The sequence below is a fragment of the Paenibacillus sp. 01T443 genome (genome assembly GCF_056398325.1).
The window spans coordinates 259,075-279,140 of record NZ_JBFTPE010000006.1 but is presented as its reverse complement, the minus strand read 5'-3'; the positions used below and the strand labels follow the sequence as shown (position 1 = coordinate 279,140).

General features: G+C 50.5%; 15 protein-coding genes. All 15 read left to right on the top strand.

Annotation, left to right across the window (positions count from 1 at the left end; genetic code table 11):
* Positions 1-8 precede the first annotated feature (8 nt).
* The 15 genes from AC1DLI_RS12065 to AC1DLI_RS11995 all read left to right on the top strand — a co-directional run bounded on the left by AC1DLI_RS12065 (position 9) and on the right by AC1DLI_RS11995 (position 19,715).
* Positions 9-1,745 (top strand): hypothetical protein, encoded by a 1,737-nt coding sequence (locus AC1DLI_RS12065; protein ID WP_477602815.1) that lies wholly within the window; start codon positions 9-11, stop codon positions 1,743-1,745.
* Between the two features lie 5 nt (positions 1,746-1,750).
* Positions 1,751-2,044, top strand: a complete 294-nt coding sequence (locus AC1DLI_RS12060) for a hypothetical protein (RefSeq protein ID WP_477602813.1) — start codon at positions 1,751-1,753, stop codon at positions 2,042-2,044.
* Between the two features lie 31 nt (positions 2,045-2,075).
* Positions 2,076-2,879: an S-layer homology domain-containing protein gene (locus tag AC1DLI_RS12055; RefSeq protein WP_477602811.1), complete on the top strand. Its 804-nt coding sequence runs from the start codon at positions 2,076-2,078 to the stop codon at positions 2,877-2,879.
* Between the two features lie 17 nt (positions 2,880-2,896).
* Positions 2,897-3,688 (top strand): pilus assembly protein TadG-related protein, encoded by a 792-nt coding sequence (locus AC1DLI_RS12050; RefSeq protein WP_477602809.1) that lies wholly within the window; start codon positions 2,897-2,899, stop codon positions 3,686-3,688.
* A 249-nt stretch (positions 3,689-3,937) separates the two neighbouring features.
* A complete protein-coding gene (gene desA, locus AC1DLI_RS12045; RefSeq protein WP_477602807.1) occupies positions 3,938-4,993 on the top strand; it encodes a Delta(5) desaturase DesA in 1,056 nt (351 codons plus the stop codon).
* Between the two features lie 164 nt (positions 4,994-5,157).
* Positions 5,158-6,276, top strand: coding sequence for a sensor histidine kinase (locus AC1DLI_RS12040; RefSeq protein WP_477602806.1), 1,119 nt, complete (start codon positions 5,158-5,160; stop codon positions 6,274-6,276).
* 28 nt (positions 6,277-6,304) lie between these two features.
* Positions 6,305-6,904 (top strand): response regulator, encoded by a 600-nt coding sequence (locus AC1DLI_RS12035; protein ID WP_477602804.1) that lies wholly within the window; start codon positions 6,305-6,307, stop codon positions 6,902-6,904.
* Between the two features lie 170 nt (positions 6,905-7,074).
* The gene (locus AC1DLI_RS12030) at positions 7,075-8,517 is read left to right on the top strand and encodes a nicotinate phosphoribosyltransferase (RefSeq protein WP_477602802.1); all 1,443 of its coding nucleotides are present in this window, start codon (positions 7,075-7,077) and stop codon (positions 8,515-8,517) included.
* 233 nt (positions 8,518-8,750) lie between these two features.
* Complete coding sequence (locus AC1DLI_RS12025; RefSeq protein WP_477602800.1) at positions 8,751-9,776, top strand: S-layer homology domain-containing protein; 1,026 nt, start codon at positions 8,751-8,753, stop codon at positions 9,774-9,776.
* 393 nt (positions 9,777-10,169) lie between these two features.
* Positions 10,170-11,135 carry a sialidase family protein gene (locus AC1DLI_RS12020; RefSeq protein WP_477602798.1) on the top strand — a complete coding sequence of 322 codons (966 nt, stop codon included), beginning with the start codon at positions 10,170-10,172 and terminating at the stop codon, positions 11,133-11,135.
* Entirely contained in the window at positions 11,135-12,889 is a 1,755-nt protein-coding gene (locus AC1DLI_RS12015; protein WP_477602796.1) for a glycoside hydrolase family 35 protein, read from the top strand. Before AC1DLI_RS12020 ends, AC1DLI_RS12015 begins: the two co-directional genes overlap by 1 nt.
* Before the next feature lie 28 nt (positions 12,890-12,917).
* The gene (locus AC1DLI_RS12010; protein WP_477602794.1) at positions 12,918-16,058 is read left to right on the top strand and encodes a beta-galactosidase; all 3,141 of its coding nucleotides are present in this window, start codon (positions 12,918-12,920) and stop codon (positions 16,056-16,058) included.
* Between the two features lie 36 nt (positions 16,059-16,094).
* Positions 16,095-17,339, top strand: coding sequence for an alpha-L-fucosidase (locus AC1DLI_RS12005; protein ID WP_477602792.1), 1,245 nt, complete (start codon positions 16,095-16,097; stop codon positions 17,337-17,339).
* A 29-nt stretch (positions 17,340-17,368) separates the two neighbouring features.
* Positions 17,369-18,667: a glycoside hydrolase family 125 protein gene (locus tag AC1DLI_RS12000; RefSeq protein WP_477602918.1), complete on the top strand. Its 1,299-nt coding sequence runs from the start codon at positions 17,369-17,371 to the stop codon at positions 18,665-18,667.
* A gap of 37 nt (positions 18,668-18,704) precedes the next feature.
* The gene (locus AC1DLI_RS11995) at positions 18,705-19,715 is read left to right on the top strand and encodes an asparaginase (RefSeq protein ID WP_477602790.1); all 1,011 of its coding nucleotides are present in this window, start codon (positions 18,705-18,707) and stop codon (positions 19,713-19,715) included.
* Positions 19,716-20,066 lie beyond the last annotated feature (351 nt).

Below are 20,066 nucleotides of genomic sequence, written 5' to 3'. Positions count from 1 at the left end.
GAGAGGTTGTGATTACGATTCGAAGAAGCTTGAAACAGCGCTTCTTTCTTGCGTTGACAATCCTAATATGGATAGCTGCAGCTGTTCCATCTGCTTTTGCGGAAGAATCTGATATTGATTCGCAGCTTGATTCCTACACGATTCCGGACAAAAGCGTCCCGGCGGCTCCGATCATTGTCGATACAGCCGTGCCGGATGGCTCCAAAGGCAATCCGCCGACATATGAAGTAGGCGATACCGATCCTAGTACTGGCCAGGGTGGATTGCCTGACTCGTCTGGTGGAAGCGGACAAATTCCAGGCTATGATTCGGGCGGCGGTTCGCAAGGAGGATCCGTTGACGGTAAAGGGGAGGGGACTCCGGAAGTCGGCGGTATAGACGGGGCAAACCCTCAATCCCCCGAGCAGCCAGGCAGCGAGGGAACCGGAACCCATGATGGAACGAATGATCCTCAGGGTCCTCATCTGCCGGGAACAGACGGCGGCAGCAGCTCGCCGGGAGGCTCCGATCCGCAGACGGGTGAGGCTGACGGTACGGGTCAAACCGGAACAGAGAATACCGGAACAGAGAATACAGAGACGTCGAATACCGAGACATCGGATACCGATGAGCAGAGCACAAAGGACTCAGAAAGCAAGCCATGGTATGAGGGCTTCTTTAATCATGTTAAGCAAGCGGCGACGGGTGCATTGGCCGGCGCCATTGGAGCTGCTATCGTCATTGTTGTCGTCGTAGCGGTTGCGGCAGTGCTTGGCGTAACGATTGGCGTACCTTTATTGATTGTGGCGGCAGCCGCGGGAATAATCGCGGGAGCTGTATATGCTTTATATGCAGGAGATTCCTTTAATTTCCTGAAGGGGATCGGGATTGGCGGACTGGCTGCGGTATCGGTTATTTCTATCGGTCAAGCTGGAATAGCCGCGGCTTTCCGCGGCGGTTGGCAGCTCCTTACGAATGTGGGGGTGCGGGGAGCCTTGCGGGCCGCAGGCTCGCGAATAGCCACCTTCGCGCAGGGGGCATTCGGCGCGTTTAGAAGCGGTATTGCCGCATTGGCGCGTACGCCGATCACAACGCTTAAATCGGCGATTGTGTCGAAAACGTTTGGTTTTACGGTTTTGCTTAATATGGGAACGAGCGTATTCAGCAAGCTTGCTTTCGAGGGAGAAATGCCCGGCCTGCAGGAAGGGGCTTTAATGCTCGCGGAAAGTGTAGCCGGGGCGCTTATTTTTGATAAAATTGGAGATATCATCGGCAAGCAGGCGCTGAGCAAGCTGGGCAAACGGCTGTCCTCCTTTGTTGCGAGCGCTTTTGAGTCCATGACGATCAATGTGCTGCTTAAGCGCGAGAAAGCGGATCCGGGGAGCGCATCGCAGGTTGGCTTTTTCAAAGCATTTATCCTGCAGCCGCTGCTGGGATTTCGTTTGAACCGTTGGCGGACGAATGAACAGGTAGGCACTGCGCTGTCCGATCTTGAGGCCAGAGGCATCACGGTAGATTCCTCGAACATTGGCAACAAAAAAATGACCAATGCACAGCTTGACCGGCTTTGGAACAACGGCGCGAACCCCAATTCGGTGCGTCACTGGGGGCAAGACGGGCATCAGGTTACCCAAAATCAATATGACCGGCTGCTGGAGAACCAAGATAAGCTGACACAGATGGAGAACAAGCAAGAAGTCGTCGAGAAGCTGACAGAGAAAGCGATTGAGGAGCCGGTTAAGGATAAATTCGGACTAGGGAAGTGAAAGGGATGCTGAAGCGGATCCGGGAGCTGGAGGATAAGCAGTTGCTTCGCGGCGTGTGGTGGAATACCGGTATTTTTGCAGTTGTATTTCTTATATTATGCTACTTGGCCGGCGATCAGGATTATGTGAGCTTCCAAGCTGCAGTCATTATATTGATTGTCGTTTATATTCCAGGCCTGTTGCTTTTGCTGGTTATGTATATCAAAGCAGATGCTGAAACGCGGAAAGCCTATAACATGCGGATAGGGTTAGTTGCAGCCGCCGGCGTTATTATAACGCTGTGGAGGTATATGAATTAGCGACAGCCGGAGAAAAGGATGTGTATCATCGTTGCATAAAAGAATGGCGTTATTATTTTTATCCATGAGCCTCGCTTCCGTTATGCTTGCAGGCTGCTTTGGGGGGGGTGAGTCCACGGAAGGCGGAGTGCCTTCCAACGGCATTGTTGCCGAATCGCCGTCCCCGGTTCCTTCGCCGGAGAACACACCATTAAGTGAAGAGGAGCAAAGCACGGAGACGCCTGAGGAATCTGCACAGCCAGAGCCTATTCAGGTTAAGGATATCGCAGGGCATACGTCTGAGACGTACATAACGCAGATGCTGCAAAGCGGGAGCATCGAACCGGATGCGGAGGGCAATTTCCGGCCAAACGAGGCCATTACAAGATCGGAATTCATCCATTGGATGTACGGATATGACAACAAAGGAATTAAGCCTTATAAGCCTTCGGAACCGAGCTTCATCGACGTGCCGAAGGAGCATGCCGACTTTGAGCTGATTGAAGGTTTGCACCAAGCCGGGGTCATTACCGGATTCCCGGATGAATCCATGAAACTGGATAAGGAGCTTACCCGCGAAGAGTTGTGCTTACTATGGGCTTGGTATCAAAGCGCGGATAGTGTAATCGACCCGATTATCCCGCTCGCATCCGCGGAGCTTAGCTTGAAGCCTTATGGAGACGGGGATAAAGTAGGCCAAATATTCATCAGGGCTGTCGATCAATATTTGACCAATGAAGATGTTTCCTACACGGCCGTGTTCGGCAAAACGCCGAAGCTGAATCCGCAAGGATCGGTAACAAGGGCGGAAGCGGCACAATGGATCGTGTCGTACAGTGATAAGAACGAACAGTAAGAAGGGTGATGCTTAAAGTGAAGGGAGAATCCTGTCGGAGCGGTATCGTTGCAACCGTGAAGAATGAGCGCGGAAGCATGTCGCTGCTAGCGATAGGCACCTTGGCGCTTGTGATCATCGTCAGCGTTTATCTGTTTTATTTTTTTACTGTTTTTATTGAGAAGCGCCAAGCCCAAAACATCGCCGATGCGGCATCGTTGACTGCCGTTCAGACGATACGCGAGGAATATGAGGAGGCAATGCAGGACAAGGCGGAAAATGAAATTCAAGCCTTTCATCTGGAATACAGTGAGCTGCTTAACCCTGCAGTGCCTGACACAGAGGAAGAAACCCCACTGCCTGAGAGTGGAAGCGAAGATGAAGGCGGCCCATCTGGCTCAGTTATCCCGCCGATACCAGCGCTGAAGCTTGAAGACTTGATCGATAGCCCGGAGCTGCGCCGCCTGATTAAGGATGGAACCTTTGATAGGGAAGAGCATTGGCTGCTTGTCGCTAAGGAGAGCTACTTCGCGGATCAATACACAGCGCGAAAGAATGGCGAGCTTCTATACGATGTCATTAGGCGAGAGGCTGGACAGGTTGAAGCGGCTGCCAGAGAAGCTGTTGCGGCAAACAACGGCAAGGCTGGCGGAAGCTTAACCTTTCCCGTAGAGGGCGAGCCTAAATTCCTTCTTAAAGCGACGCGCACGATGAAGCTGGAAAGCATCGGATTCGAAAAGGATATTATAACCGGCGCCGCAGCAGGCATTTCTTCTAAAGAAGTTCCTATTGACGTAAGCGGCAAGCCTCCTTTTACAATATACTGGTAAGGAAAAAGCTGCTGTTGGAAAAGTCCCGTACTTTTCCGACAGCAGCTTTTTTTCGAATGAAAAATCCCTTGAATTGTAAATATTAGTTGATGAAAGGCGGCAGACGATCGCTATACATGACATTTGTCATGCCAACGTATTGACGTTTATGACTACAAGTCCCTGACACTTTTCTTTACAATAAAGTTAGAATACTGCGATAGACGTTCGAGATACTTTCCAAGCGTCATATTGAGGAGGAAGAATGCGATGACAGAGCCGAAACATGCTCACCTGAAGAAAGAAGTTGCCCCATTTGAGAAAACGGATTTAAAGTCGAGCATCAGACAGCTTATTAACACCTTAGTGCCACTCGTTCTGCTCTGGTTTGCCGCTTACTATAGTCTCTCGATATCGTACTGGCTTACCGCTCCACTGGTGCTGCTTACTTCTGGTTTCGTTATTCGGACATTCATCATCTTCCATGACTGTTGTCATGGCTCATTCTTCAAAAGCAAAAAAGCAAATGATATCATAGGCACCATAACGGGTGTAATCACGCTTGTTCCATATAGACAGTGGAAAAACTCGCATTCGATACATCATGCAACGAGCAGCAACCTCGATAAACGGGGTGTCGGCGATATGTGGATACTTACCGTAGAAGAGTATGCAGCAGCCCCGTTGATGCGCCGTATTGCCTATCGTATGTATCGTCATCCTCTCGTCATGTTCGGGCTTGGCCCAATCGGCGTATTCCTTATTCAATACCGCTTTAATGCTAAAGGCGCAAAGCGTAAGGAACGTATGAATACTTATTTAACGAATGCTTTGATCGTAGGCGTCTATGCTCTTCTAATTTGGGCTATCGGCTGGCAATCGTTTCTGCTTGTGCAAGGTCCTGTATTCTTTGTGTCAGGTTTGCTTGGCATCTGGTTGTTCTACGTTCAGCATCAATTCGAAGAGTCCTACTTTGAAACAGAAGACGAATGGAGCTATGTAAAAGCTGCTGTTGATGGAAGCTCTTATTACAAGCTGCCTAAAGTACTGCAATGGATTACCGGCAACATCGGCTTCCACCATGTTCATCATTTGAGCCCTAAGGTTCCTAACTATAATTTGGAGAAAGCGCATAATGCGACTCCGCCGCTTCAAAAAGCAACAACGATTACGATTGGCGAGAGCCTAGAGTCGCTTCAATTCCGCCTATGGGATGAAACCGACAAAAAATTCGTCAGCTTCAAAGGAATCAAGCATCGTCTCCGCAAGATGCAATCGGCTTCAGACAAGGTGAAAGCATCGCAGCCGAGCTTGAAATTCAAATAGCTGTCTCCATCCAATATACCTCAAATGAAGCCATGCCCTCACAGGCTGGCTTCTCTCATGTACAGCCATAATGAAAATAAATACTTGAATAGATGTATATGATAAAATGGAAATACGCAATGAACCGCATTCTTAACCATGTTTGATAAAAAGGATGGACGACCATGAACAAGTGGTATCAGATTTTTCATAAAAACACAGGTCTCAGCCCTTACGTTTGGGTCGTCTTCTGTATTCTTCCTTTTTACTTTATCTTTCGCTCATCTACGCCCTACGAGGCGGTGTCGGGCATTATCATGATTATCCTGTTTTTTATTTGTTACCGGTTATCCTTTGTATCGAAAGGGTGGCTCGTTTACTTCTGGACGAGTGTGCAAATTGTCATATCGATCGCGATGACTTTGTTGTTCAGCTACGTCTATTTTTCGATTTTTCTCGCTTTTTTCATTGGAAACATTCAGAACCGGGCCGGTTTTTTTACGCTCTATGCGATTCATATCGTCAGTACGTTTATTACCGTCAATTACGGCTTTGCTACGCAAAACACATTGTTTTTCACGCAGTTTCCGTTCATTCTTATAAGTTTGATCGTCGTTATTTTACTTCCCTTCAACACTTACAACAAAATTAAGCAAGGGCAGCTTGAAGGACAGCTTGAGGATGCGAATAAGCGGATTTCAGAGCTGGTTAAGCTGGAGGAAAGACAGCGGATCGCACGGGATTTGCATGATACGCTCGGACAGAAGCTTTCTCTAATCGGTTTGAAAAGCGATCTCGCGGGAAAGCTGATGATTAAAAATCCAGCGCAAGCGCAGGCTGAAATCAACGATGTCCGCCAAACGGCTAGGACGGCACTCAAGGAAGTGCGGGAAATGGTAACACAGATGCGCGGCACGCGAATCGAGGACGAAATGTTCCGGGTGAAGCAGATTCTGAAGGCGGCTGAAATCGATTTCGAGCTCGAAGGTGACTTAAAGCTCGGCACGACGGATCTGTTGACTGAAAATGTGCTCAGCATGTGCTTGAAGGAAGCGGTGACGAATGTGGTGAAGCATAGCGGTGCTTCAAACTGCAAAGTAACGATTCAAACCTCGCGTACGGAGCTGCTGCTCAAGGTGAAGGACAACGGAGTAGGCATTCCTGAGGAAGCAAAAAATTACGGGGGACATGGCCTTCAAGGGATGAAGGAACGTCTTGAATTCGTAAACGGCAGCTTGGAAATTGTAAACAATGACGGAGCAGCGCTGGTTATACGGATACCGAACGTAATCAAACAAATCTAATGCTTAGCGATAGAAGGGATTGAGGGACATGATTAGAATCGTCATTGCCGAGGATCAGCGCATGCTGCTGGGCGCCCTCGCTTCCTTGCTTGATTTGGAAGAGGACATGAAGGTCGTCGGAAGAGCGAGCAATGGAGAAGACGCCATAAGTCTTGTTCATCAGCATAAGCCTGACATATGCATCATGGATATTGAAATGCCGGCGAAGACCGGACTTGATGCTGCCGAGGAGTTGAAGGGTCAAGGCTGCAAGGTCATTATTTTGACGACCTTTGCGAGGTCTGGCTACTTTGAACGAGCACTCAAGGCGGGCGTGAGCGGCTATTTGCTGAAGGATAGCCCAAGCGAGGAGCTGGCAAACTCGATTCGCAGCGTGATAGCTGGACGACGTATCTTTGCTTCTGAGCTCGTTGACGAGGCTTACGGTCAGGAGAATCCGTTAACGGAGCGGGAGAAGGAAGTTCTGGTTCTCGTCGCAGACGGCAAGAATACGAAGGAAATTGCAAGCGAGCTCTTTATTACGACAGGTACGGTACGCAACTATATATCCGTCATTCTTGATAAGCTTGATGTCAGTAACCGCATTGAAGCGATTACCCGTTTTAAGGAGAAGGGCTGGTTTAAATAATATTAAGGGCCTATGGTCCGATATACCGAAGCTTTATGCGCTATTGAGAGGATTCGTTCGCTCTCAACGGCGCTATTTTTGTTTAAATAAGATTAAGGGGCAGACGTTTACCTTGCTAGGAGTGAAAGGAACGGGTATTGGAAAGAGTACTAAGGAAGGGAGTTAATGGGATGAGCTATACGAATTTGACACTTCATACCGATAAATATCAAATCAATATGATGTACGCGCATTGGCTGCAAGGCAGCTTGAATGAGAAGGCGGTTTTTGAGGTGTATTTCCGCAAGCTTCCGTTCGGCAATGGCTTTGCTGTTTTTGCAGGCCTTGAGAGAATTGTTTCTTATATCCGCTCTCTTCATTTCGGCGATGAAGAAATTACATATTTGCGTGCCCAAGAAGAGAATTACAAAGAAGCGTTTTTGGATGAACTGCGAAATATCCGGTTCACTGGCAATCTATATGCTGTAGAGGAAGGGACGCTCGTGTTTGCGAACGAGCCGCTGCTCTGCGTGGAGTCACGCATATTTGAGGCCCAGCTTGTGGAGACAGCGATCCTTAACATGATGAACTATCAGACTTTGATTGCGACGAAAGCGGCGCGAATCAAGCAGGTAGCGCCGGATGACGTGCTGCTGGAGTTCGGAACGAGACGCGCGCAGGAGGCGGATGCTGCGATTTGGGGAGCGAGGGCCTCATATATCGCCGGCTTCCATGCGACATCCAATATGCGTGCCGGCATGCTCTTCGGCATTCCCGCCAAAGGAACGCATGCCCATTCCTGGGTGCAGGGGCATGATTCAGAGGAGGAGGCGTTCCGTCTCTATGCGGAATCGCTGCCCGATCAGGTGACTCTGCTGGTGGATACGTATAATACGCTCAAAAGCGGCGTGCCAAACGCGATAAAGATCGCTGGTTTGCTGGAGCAGCAGGGAAAGAGGATGAATGCGATCCGTCTCGACAGCGGCGATCTAGCGTATCTTTCACAGATGGCGCGGAAAATGTTAGACGAAGCGGGTTATCCCTATGTGCAGATCGTAGCATCCAATGATCTCGATGAGGGCATTATATCGAACCTCAAGTCGCAGGGAGCAAAGATTGACGTATGGGGCGTTGGAACGAAGCTGATCACCGCGGCGGACCAGCCTTCGCTGGGGGGCGTGTACAAGCTTGTCGCGCGCGAGAAAAATGGCAGCTATGAGCCCGTCATCAAAATATCGGCTAATCCGGAGAAGGTATCGACGCCTGGCTTCAAGGAGCTTTACCGCATTATTAATACGGAGACGGGTAAAGCAGAAGCGGATTATATTACGCTGAAGGGTGAACAGCATGTCAATAACAGAGAGCGAATTAAGCTGTTTGACCCCGTACATCCTTATATTCACAAATTTATTGCGCAGTACGAAGCCATTCCGCTGTTAAAGCAGATTTTTTCCGATGGCGAGCTGGTGTACGAACTTCCAAGCTTAGAACAGATCCGCCGCTATCATCTGGGGCAGTTCGAGCTGTTTTGGCCGCAATATCTGCGCAAGCTGAACGCGGAAGCTTATCGGGTCAATTTAAGCGAAGCAACCTGGGAGCTGAAGAGGGAGCTTATTCAGCGTCATCAGTTCTAAGGAACAAATCAAATAAAGCTGTCACTCCAGGCTAAATAAGCCTTGGGGAGACAGCTTTATTTATTTTCATATGCGCTTAGCTTTTTTGCAGATGATCCATGAACCTTTACAAACGCGCACTATCTTGCATTCAGCGCAGGATATAGCGGGAATTTGTCGAAAATGAAGGATTTTCCAACCACGTTGTGGAATTGGTAGCAGGTACATATCACTATACATGTGGAGGTAAATGAATGAACAGAAGAAATAAAGCATTTTTTATGATGATGGCCGTATGTTTGATGGCATTGTCATTCGTAGTGCCGGCTTCGGCTGCAGAAATTTCGAAGGATAAGTATACGTATTCCATTTCGAAGAAATTTGGTGAAGTGTCAGAATCGCTAACGATTGATGATCTCGGGGAGATTTATGAAGATGTCCAGGTTACTTCGACGCTCGTGCCGGAGAAGGCGGTTTTGAGCTACACGGCAAAGGTGAATATGAGCGTAATCGTACTAGGCTACAGCTTGGAGAATGGGATACTCGTTGCGGATCCGGTTCCTTGGACCGTTAACGGAAATAAAGAGCTTGTTAATACGTTATCCGCTAATACGACAGCAACCGTAACCTTTGATTACGGCGTTCCTTATTATGAATTGTTCATCAGGGATGAGGCTACAGGCGATCAAACCAGCTATTTCTTCAAAATTGACAAGGGTGCGGCTTCGGGAGACCAGCCGGATACATGGGCAAAAGCAGAAGTAGATGCAGCTATCGCGGCTGACTTAGTGCCAACTGAACTGCAGGGAAGCTACAAGCAAAAAATAACGCGCGCGGATTTTGCGAAAATCATCATCAGATTGCTTGAGGTTAAAACCGGTCAAACGATTGATGAGATTCTAGTCGAAAATGAAGTCAGCCTCAGCGATAATCCGTTTACGGATACGAACATCAAGGAAGTGATAGCCGCGAATCTGATGGGCATCGTAAACGGCAAAGGAAATGGGATATTTGATCCAAGCGGAAGCATCACAAGGCAAGAGGCTGCCGTGATGCTGGCAAATACGGCAGAGGTGCTGGGCTATGATGTGGCGGCCGATGCATCGGCTTTTACGGATAACAAGACGATCGCGAGCTGGGCAAAACCAAGCGTTGATTTTGTTTTCACGTACGGCGTCATGAATGGCACTGGAAATAATACGTTTAGCCCCAAAGGGACGTACACGCGTCAGCAGGCTTACATGACGATTGTGCGGCTGAGTGATGTGCTTGTTGAATAACAAAGGAATGCTGTAGAAAAGACGTCGTACGGTCTGCAAAGACCGTACGGCGTCTTTTCTTTATATAAGAAAGTATAAATTCAACGTGATACGATGCTTAAATTTCACCGCGAAACAAGCTTTTGCCGCCAATATCCAGGGGGAAGTTCACCTTTTTCTCCCTGTGCGTAACGGATAGAAAATAGAGAAGTTGCTTAGCCTCCTTTATCGTTCTGTTATTGAGGAAGCTGCTGGAAAAAGGAGAAAAGGTTGAATATTTCCCGTTGAGCACAGCGCAAAAACCGATTATGGTCAATGCAATACAACAGCTATATGGTGTTGGAATTCAGTGCGAGCGGATGCGGTCGATATAAAAAACGGCATGAGTCATTACTGCTTGCGAGGAGGTTGCGAATGGCTGCACTTACCGGTACGAAGAGCTATATTTTTGAAAAAAATGATGGTTTCGCAAGCTGCCATGCTTCTACGCTTACTTATTTATCAGGCGGAGCATTGTTGTCGGCATGGTTCGGAGGTACCTGCGAAGGAGATCCGGACGTTGATATATGGATTTCTCGCCGCGATAACGGCATATGGTCGACTCCTGTCAAAGCGGCGGAGGAAGAGGGCTTGCCGCATTGGAATCCGGTCTTATTTACTTCTGGGGACGGAACCGTTTATTTATTTTATAAGGTCGGCCATACGTTTTCGGAATGGTATACGCGAGTGGTGATCTCGGCAGACGAGGGGCAGACGTGGTCTCATCCAAAGGAGCTTGTCCAAGGAGACCGCGGAGGAAGGGGACCCGTAAGGAATAAACCGATAATTTTGCAAAATGGTGCTTGGGCGGCGCCCGCTTCGCTGGAGCAGGCAGCGTGGGAGGCTTTCGTCGATGTATCCCCCGATGCGGGTGAAACGTGGACGAGCAGTAATGTCATACGGGTTGCTAGTGTTACGCGCGAGCCAGGCAAAGGAGTCATCCAGCCGACGCTTTGGGAATCCAAGCCGAATCATGTTCATATGCTGCTGCGCAGCACGGAGGGCTTCATTTATCGCAGCGATTCGGTGGACGGKGGCGAACAGTGGTGTGAGGCCTACGCAACCATGCTGCCTAACAATAATAGCGGAATTGATCTGGTGAAGACAGCGGGCGGCATGCTTGCGCTCGTCCATAATCCGGTCGGGGCAAACTGGGGTCCGAGAACGCCGCTTGTCGTCAGCCTCTCAGCGGATGACGGTTTAACCTGGCAGCAAGCTCTCGTTCTGGAAGAGGGAGAAGGCGAATTCTCTTATCCGGCGATAGTTGAAAATAGCGGTAAGCTGTATGTCACGTATACGTGGAATCGGAAGAAAATTGCCTTCTGGGAGCTGGTTTTGTAATGGGAAATTTCAGCATGAACGGAAAAAACTTTACGTATAATGACAAGCCAGTCCGCATCGTGTCTGGCGCCATCCACTATTTTCGAGTAGTGCCCGAATATTGGGAGGATCGGCTGCTGAAGCTCAAGGCATGCGGATTTAATACGGTCGAGACCTATATCCCTTGGAATTTGCATGAGCCGCGGCAGGGACAGTTTTGCTTTGACGGCCTAGCCGATATGGAGAAGTTTATCGGGATCGCTGCCAGGCTCGAATTGTTCGTCATCATTCGTCCCAGCCCTTACATTTGTGCGGAGTGGGAATTCGGAGGCCTGCCGGCGTGGCTGCTTGCCGATTCAGATATGCAGCTGCGCTGCAGCTATAAGCCGTATTTAGAAAAAGTAGACGCTTATTTCGATGAATTACTGCCGAGGCTGGTTCCTTTTCTTTGCACGAATGGCGGACCGGTCGTCGCTATGCAAATCGAGAATGAATACGGAAGCTATGGCAATGACCGTAACTATTTGGTTTATTTGCAAGCAGCGATGCGGCAGCGGGGAATCGATGTGCTGTTGTTCACCTCGGATGGTCCGACCGATGCCTTGCTGCAAGGCGGCTCCGTTCCGGGCGTTCTGGCAACCGTTAATTTCGGGTCGGGGCCGGATTCTGCCTTTGCTAAGCTGCTCGATTATCAGCAGGGGCATCCGCTCATGTGCATGGAATATTGGAACGGATGGTTCGATCATTGGGGTGAGGAGCATCATACGCGGGATGCCGCGGATGCAGCCGCCGTATTCGACGAGATGCTTCGGGCGGATGCTTCCGTCAACTTTTATTTATTTCACGGCGGGACGAATTTCGGCTTCTATAACGGAGCGAACGCCCAGCTTCGCGATCAGTATGAACCAACGACGACGAGCTATGATTACGATGCGCTGCTCGATGAAGCGGGGCAGCCGACGGATAAATTTTATGCCGTCCGCGAGGTGCTTTCAAAATACATGGAATTAGGCGAGCTGAAGCTTCCCGAGCCTGCTCCGAGAAGAGCGTACGGCAGGGTCGCCATGACCGGGCAGGCGGATTTGTTCGAGTATCTGGATGTGCTGTCTGCGGCCGTTTCGTCGCCGTCGCCGCTGCCGATGGAGAAGGTAGGGCAAAGCTATGGCTTTATTGCGTATACGACCTGGATATCCGGGCCAAGGCCGAAGGAGCAGCTTCATCTTCAGGAGGTGCGGGACCGGGCGCTCATTTACGTGAACGGTGAATTTATTGGAGTCATTGAACGTTCAGCGGAGGAACAAACCGTTTCCTTCGAGGTCCCGGCAGGCGGTGCCGAGCTCCGCATCGTGGTCGAGAATATGGGCAGAATCAATTACGGCCCTTATTTAAAGGATCGCAAAGGCATTACCGAGGGCGTTCGGCTGGGCTTTCAATTTTTGTTCAATTGGCTGATCCACCCGCTTCAGATGGAGGAGCTGTCCATGCTCTCCTACAAGGAGGTTACTGGAACAAAACATCCTTCCTTCTATCGGGCGAGCCTGTGCATCGACAATGATCCCAGAGATACATTCCTTGATATGGGCGGCTGGACGAAGGGAATCGTATTCATAAACGGCTTTAATTTGGGACGCTATTGGAACAAAGGTCCAGCTCAAACGCTGTATGTCCCAGCTCCGTTACTTCAAGCTGGCAATAATGAAATTATCGTCTTTGAGCTGCATGGGACGGAAGAAGCCGCGGTTGCTTTCACGGACATGCCGATGCTGGGCAGCTGACGATTTGAACAACGAGGAGAGTGCGCAGATGAACAAAATCATTGTGTTTTACGATAAGTCGTTTCCATACGAGGGCGCACGTCCGAATAAGCAGCAGCTGGCTGACCTTGCTTCATTCGCTGCGGTAGTTGACGTGAGCGGCTTGACGGATGCGCTGCAAACGGCACAAAGCCTAGTATACCTGCATGGACAATATTTTCCTAAGGAGGCTTGGACTTCCTTGCTTGGCTATTTGAAGCGGGGAGGAGCCTTGCTGCATATGGGCGGAGCGCCCTTTCGCAGTCCCGTTTACCTGGAAGCGGGACATTACCGGGCAGAACCGGAGCAGACGGCTTATCATCAAGAGTTGAATATTCATGAGATGCTGCCTGTGGATGCCGGTCCTATTAGAGAATACGCGGCGAATCCGGACATTCCGCTATTCGCGGATAAACTGTCGCTGTTCTCTGTGCAACCGACGGTAGGCTTTGTGCTTCATGCGACGAAGGCTGACGACCAGCCGGGGCAAGGCGGTTCCAGCGGACCGATGGATGCACATATTTACCCGCTGCTAAAAGGCATTTCCGCTGCCGGCCGAGAGATTGCTGCACCATGCGTACTGATAGAGAATACGAAGGGCGCTTTCGCCGGCGGACGTTGGCTGTTCGTTAACCAAGCGCTGGAGGAACATTTTTGGAATGCTGGCGGCGCGGAGGCTGTCCTGGAGTGGAGCTCGTTTTGCGCGAGGGGCGTAACCGAAATTTGGTTCAAGCCAAACTATGGCAGCTATGAGCCGGGTGATCGTCCAACGTTTTCGCTGCAGCTGCAGGCGCTTGGCCGGAGAGAGGCCGTACAGACGGGAATGGGACAGACCGCTCCAACGTCAGAGTGGAAGTTTCAAATAACGGTGACGAGACAAGCGGCGGGCGGAGCGCACGTGATATGGGAGAGCGAGACAGGGCTTGCGGGCTCGCGCGAGTTAACCCTTTTGCGACTTCCAATGCCTATAGCGATAGAGCCCGGTTATTACGAGGCCATCTGTACGGCTGTCTCTGATGACGGGGAAACGCGTATTTATCGACAAGGCTTTTGGGGGTATGACGAGCATCTGCTGCAGGAGGGGGAACTGCTGACCTGCGATCGTGATTATTTTCGAAAAAACGGCAAACCGCTGCCGATTGTCGGCATGACCTATATGACCTCCGACGTTGCGCGCAAGTTTTTGTTCATGCCGAACGTGTCGACGTGGGATCGGGACATGGCTCAAATGAAACGGGCCGGTATCAATTATATAAGAACCGGGATATGGACGGCATGGCGGCAGGTCATGTTCGTTGACGGGCATCCCTCCGAAGAGGTGCTGCGAGCGATCGACGCCTTTTTGCTGACAGCTAAAAGGCATAGCTTGGAGGTTACGTTTACGTTTTTTGCGTTTACTCCCGAGGCATGGGAAGGCGTCAATCCGTATCTAGACCCAAGAAGCGTCGAAGCGCAGAAAAGATTCGTGGCGGCTATCGTATCGCGTCACGCGAAATCTACCCATGTGCACTGGGATCTGGTGAATGAACCGTCGCTGTTTCACCCGGACAAGACGTTCAGCGGACCACAAACCTGCGCTGACCCTTACGAACAGGAACAGTTTATTGCGTGGCTGCGGCTGCGCCATCAGGACGATATCCGGCTGCTGCAGGAGCGCTGGAATCGAACGCCTGCCGATTTGTCCTCCTTCGATGCTGCGAGGCCGCCACGCAAGGCGGACATTAATTTCAATACGACAGCGATTCATCCGCGCAAGAACGGGCAGTGGCTTGATTATTGCTTGTTTACGATGGAGATGCATAATCAATGGGCGCGGGAGCTTAGCGCAACGATTCGGCATCTGCAGCCGAAGCAGCTTATAACGGTCGGGCAGGATGAGGCGCTTGCCGGCCAGCGTCCATCCCCGTTCTTTTACGAGGAAGCGGTTGATTATACGAATGTGCATTCCTGGTGGCTCATGGATGACCTGGTGTGGGATACGATCTTTACCAAGACGCCGAATAAGCCGAACCTCGTGCAGGAGACGGGCATGATGTATGTGGAAACGGCGGATGGCAAGGCGAAGCGCACTGAGCTGGAGCTCCGAAATATATTGGAGAGAAAATATGCCTATGCATTCGCTACGGGAGCGGCAGGCGCGGTGCAATGGATTTGGAATATTAATTTTTATATGCATAACGTGAACGAATCGAATATTGGCGCGCTTAGAGCGGATGGAACCGAGAAGCCGGAGGCCGACGTCTCTTATGATTTTGGGCAATTTATTGGCGGGATCGGTCATTTATTCGAGGATCGGCGCTTGGAGGAGACCGTTGTCATCTATCCGTATTCCAATGACTTCTCCGCCCGCAGCCTTGCCCTCGCTGCAACGACAAAGCTCACGCGAACGATGGCTTATGAGCTGAAGCAGCCGTTCCGTGCGCTTGGCGAGTATCATCTTGAAGCGCTTGGCGAGCAGCCGCCAAAGCTCATCATTGTCCCGAGCGCGCATAATTTCAGCAGCGAGGCGCTGGGCAAGCTGCTGAACCATGTCAAGGAGCATGGAGGGACGCTTCTGTTTACGGGGCCGATCAGTCTGGATGAGTATTGGCGTCCCACCGAGCGCGCATTTGGATTGGTAGGTGAATCCGCGGTAGCCAACGTGCTGCGCGAAGAAGTATTGGAACTCGACGGACGGCTTATTCCCGTATCCTTCGCCAATAACCGGATTGCGGAAGCGGCCAAAGAAACGATTCCTGTCTCTGAAAGCGCCGCATGCTCCGCGCGGCTGACTTCAAAGAAAATCGGGAAAGGGATGTTTCTTTGGTGCCCGCTGCCGGTCGAATTGAATGACCGTTCCGAGGCTTTGACCGAGGTATATGATTATGCGATCGGCCAGGCCGGAGTAGCCGCAGAGCTTGTATGGCTTAAAGGCGGAGATTTGCCCGGCGTATACGGACGGAAGCTTGCGTTCAGGGAAGGCGCGCTGTTCGTCTTTGTCTCGGAATATGCAGTGAAGGCCGAGGTGGAAGTAACGGATCCCGAATCGGGAATATCCTACGCCTTCGCCTTGGAGCCGGAAAGAACGGTTATGTTCGCGACGGATCGGACAGGACGGCTGCTTAAGGTATATCGGCCGGAAGAGGTAACGATTACGTTTAACGAAAGTTAGGACTAGCTGCAAAAGCAAAGAATGGAGGGAATAACGTTGATTAAGCCATATTTAGCGAGGCCTACACAGCAGCAGCTGGCGTGGCAGGATTTAGAGCTGGGCATGTTTTGCCATTTTGGCCTGAATACGTTTTGCAATCGTGAGTGGGGTGACGGCGATGATAGTCCCGAAGCGTTTAATCCAATTGAGCTGGATGCCAGGCAGTGGGTAAGGACGGCTAAGCAAGCAGGGTTCCGTTATTTCATGCTAACTGCGAAGCATCATGACGGCTTTTGCTTATGGCCGACGAAGACGACCTCCTACTCCGTCAAGTCTAGTCCATGGAGGAACGGGGAAGGCGACGTCGTTCGTGAATGCGCGGAGGCATGCCTTGAAGAAGGGATGAGCTTCGGCATTTATATATCGCCATGGGATCGGCATGATCCGCGTTATTCGGATGAAGCGGCCTATGATGACGTGTATTGCGAACAATTAACGGAGCTGCTCACCGGGTACGGACCGTTAGTTGAAGTATGGTTCGATGGCGCGGGCTCGGAAGGCAGACGATATGATTGGCCGCGGATCATGGGCCTTGTGAAGCAGTATCAGCCTAATGCCATGGTGTTTAATATGGGTGCGCCGACCGTACGCTGGGTAGGCAACGAGGACGGCTTCGCTCCTTATCCGTGCTGGAATACGGCGGAAGCGGCGCGAGTCAGCATGTTCACGAATGATATGACGGCGTGGCTGCCGGAAACGCCGGATTGGGTGCCCGCCGAATGTCCCGTTCCGATTCGGGGCAATCATTGGTTTTGGCATCCGGATGACGAGACGCCTCTCCGTTCCTTGGATGAGCTTATCGATCTATACGAAAGGTCGGTCGGTCACGGCGCGACGCTGCTGCTTAACGCAGCGCCAGACAGCAGGGGCTTGATTCCGGATGCTGAGGTTCAGCGCGTGCTCGAGCTGGGTGATGAAATAAATCGAAGATATGCGAGCCCCCTTGCGGTGAGCAGCGGCAGCGGTTCGATCTCGATTCACTTGGAACGGGAGATGGACATTCAACGAACGGTCATTATGGAGCAAATTGAGCTGGGCGAAAGAGTGCAAAGTTACATCGTAGAAGCAGAGATCAAGGGCGAGTGGACGGTAATCGCTAGAGGCAGTGCGATCGGCCATAAGAAGATCGATCTGCTAACGCTGCCCGTTCGTACCTCGCATATTCGCCTAACGATATTGGAGAGTGCCTTGGAGCCTCACATTCGATCATTTGCCGTCTATAACGATAAATCTAACAAATAACTTATACAGAGGTGACAAAGTTGACCAAGATGAGCGAAATGACTTTGCCGAAGGCGGTTCAGCAATGCCTTAAGCAGGCGGAGAGCGAGCTGGCCCATCATCCGAAGCTGCTGCACATGTTTAAGCAGTGCTTTCCGAATACGCTGGAGACGACAACGAAATTAATGGATGACGGCACAACCTTCGTATTTACCGGCGATATTCCAGCCATGTGGCTGCGGGATTCCAGCGCCCAAGTGAGGCATTATCTCCCGCTTGCCGCGCAGGATGAGGAGCTGCAGCGCGTGATCGAGGGCTTAGTCAAGCGCCAGCTGATGTATATTCAAATTGATCCTTATGCGAATGCCTTCAACGAGGAGGATAATGATAACCGCTATGAGGATGATTTAACGGAGCTTAACCCGTGGGTATGGGAGCGAAAGTATGAAATCGATTCGCTTTGCTATCCGATCCAGCTCAGCTACTTGTATTGGAAGCAGACGGGAATGACAACTTTGTTCGATGAAACGTTTTTGAACACGATGAAGACGATTATTCGCTTATGGCGCACGGAGCAAAGGCATTTTGAGCAGTCCCCCTACCGCTTCGCGCGGACGACGGGACCCAAAACCGATACGCTGCGCAATGATCGGATGGGCATGCCGGTCAATTACACGGGCATGACATGGTCCGGCTTCCGGCCAAGCGACGACGCGTGCACGTTCGGCTATTTGATTCCGGCTAATATGTTTGCATGCGTCGTACTCGGCTACATGGAGGAAATAGCGGAGCATATCTATGCCGATGCGCAAGTAAAGGAAGAAGCGGGTATTTTGAGAGAAGAGATCGATTACGGCATTCGCACGTACGGCATTTACCGGCATCCGGAATTCGGCGAAATGTTTGCTTATGAAACCGACGGCTTCGGCAATTACAACCTGATGGACGATGCGAACGTGCCGAGCCTGCTTTCGATTCCCTATCTCGGTTACGCGGACAAGGATGATCCGATTTATAGCAATACGAGAAAATTTATTTTGAGCAAGCAGAATCCTTATTATTACGAGGGCAGTCAAGCGAAGGGGATCGGCAGTCCGCACACTCCGAAGCATTATATCTGGCATATAAGCCTATCGATGCAGGCTTTAACGTCATCGGATAACGAGGAAATCGCTGAAATTGTCCGGACCTTAACGAGGACAGACGCAGATACCGGTTATATGCATGAAGGCTTCCATGTGAATGACCCGAGCGCGTATACGAGACCTTGGTTTGCTTGGGCGAACAGCCTCTTTGCGGAATTAATCTATCAATTGATTCGTGAGAACCGTTTAAAAGAATTCAGTTAGCCAAGTTTATTTGGAAGGGATAAGGAGGCATGGTTCTATGGAATCTGCCGTTAGGCTGGTCGAGCAGTATCGCGGAGGCAGGCTTGAAAACGTGCATTCCGGCCATATTTGCGGCGTGAATGAAAGAGGCGAGGTTATTTTTAGCGCTGGAGATCCGGAATGGGTTGCCTTCATGCGCTCCTCGGCAAAACCGTTTCAAGCGATTCCCGCGTTTATGCATGGCATCCCGGATACGTATCGTTTTACGGAAAAAGAGAAGACGATCATGATGGCTTCGCATCGCGCGGAAGCTTATCATGTGGAGGCGCTTCAAGCGATGCTGGGCAAGCTGGGCCTAAGCRAAGAGCTGCTGATCTGTTCGCAGACGTATCCGCTCAGCCCGCAGGCCCGCGATGAACTGCTTTGCGAGCAAAAGCCGAAGCGGCGCATTTACCATAATTGCTCGGGTAAGCATCTTGGCATCCTAGCGCTCAGCAAAGGGAAGGGCTATCCGCTGGAGGGGTATGGGGAGCCAGAGCATCCCGCACAAGCCGAGGTGCTCGACATCGTAGCTTATATGTCGGATTATCCGGCAGCGCAAATTCATATCAGCGTCGATGGCTGCGGTTTTCCCGTATATGCTCTGCCGTTAAAGCATATCGCGTCTATGTATTTGAAATTGGCTTGCCCTGATTTAATTAATAGAGCGGACGTCCGAAGCGCTGCCAGCGAGGTATCCCGTCTAATGAACGCCCATCCTGAGATGGTATCCGCACCATGGTTCATCTGCTCTACTTTGCTGAGAGATCCGAATATCGTGGTCAAGGGCGGGGCGAAGGGCATTTATTGCTTCGGTCTGCGAAAGGAGCGAATCGCATTCGCTTTGAAAGTAATGGACGGGTCCGAGGAGCCATGGCCGATCATTATCGCATCGATTTTGGAGCAGATCGGTTATGACAACCAGGACACCATTGCCAGCATGTATGCGCTCGCGCCGACAGCGCTTCGCAATGACAACGGGCGTACGGTCGGTGAAAATAAGGCGGTATTCGAGCTGCTGAAAAAATAGAAAAAACGAAAAAAAGGCTGCGCTTTGTTGTTCAAAGCAAGCCTTTTTTTTATATAAGAAAGTATAAAATTTAACCTTATACTATGCTTATATTTCACTGCGAAACGAGCTTTTGCAGTCAAGGACTGCTTGGAAAAGCCTTATTTCACGGCACTTTTCCGAAAAATGCAATCTTTTCGAAAAAGGTGTACTTTATCGCTGGCATGTTTACAAAGCGTTAACGAAAAATGTGATTTTGATGGAAAGATGGCAATTGCGGGCACTGCGGCCATTGGATTATACATGAAGGAGATTAGTGAAGCAGCCAGTGGCTGGGCAAATGAATTTTGAGGGACATAAGAGGAGGAGCGG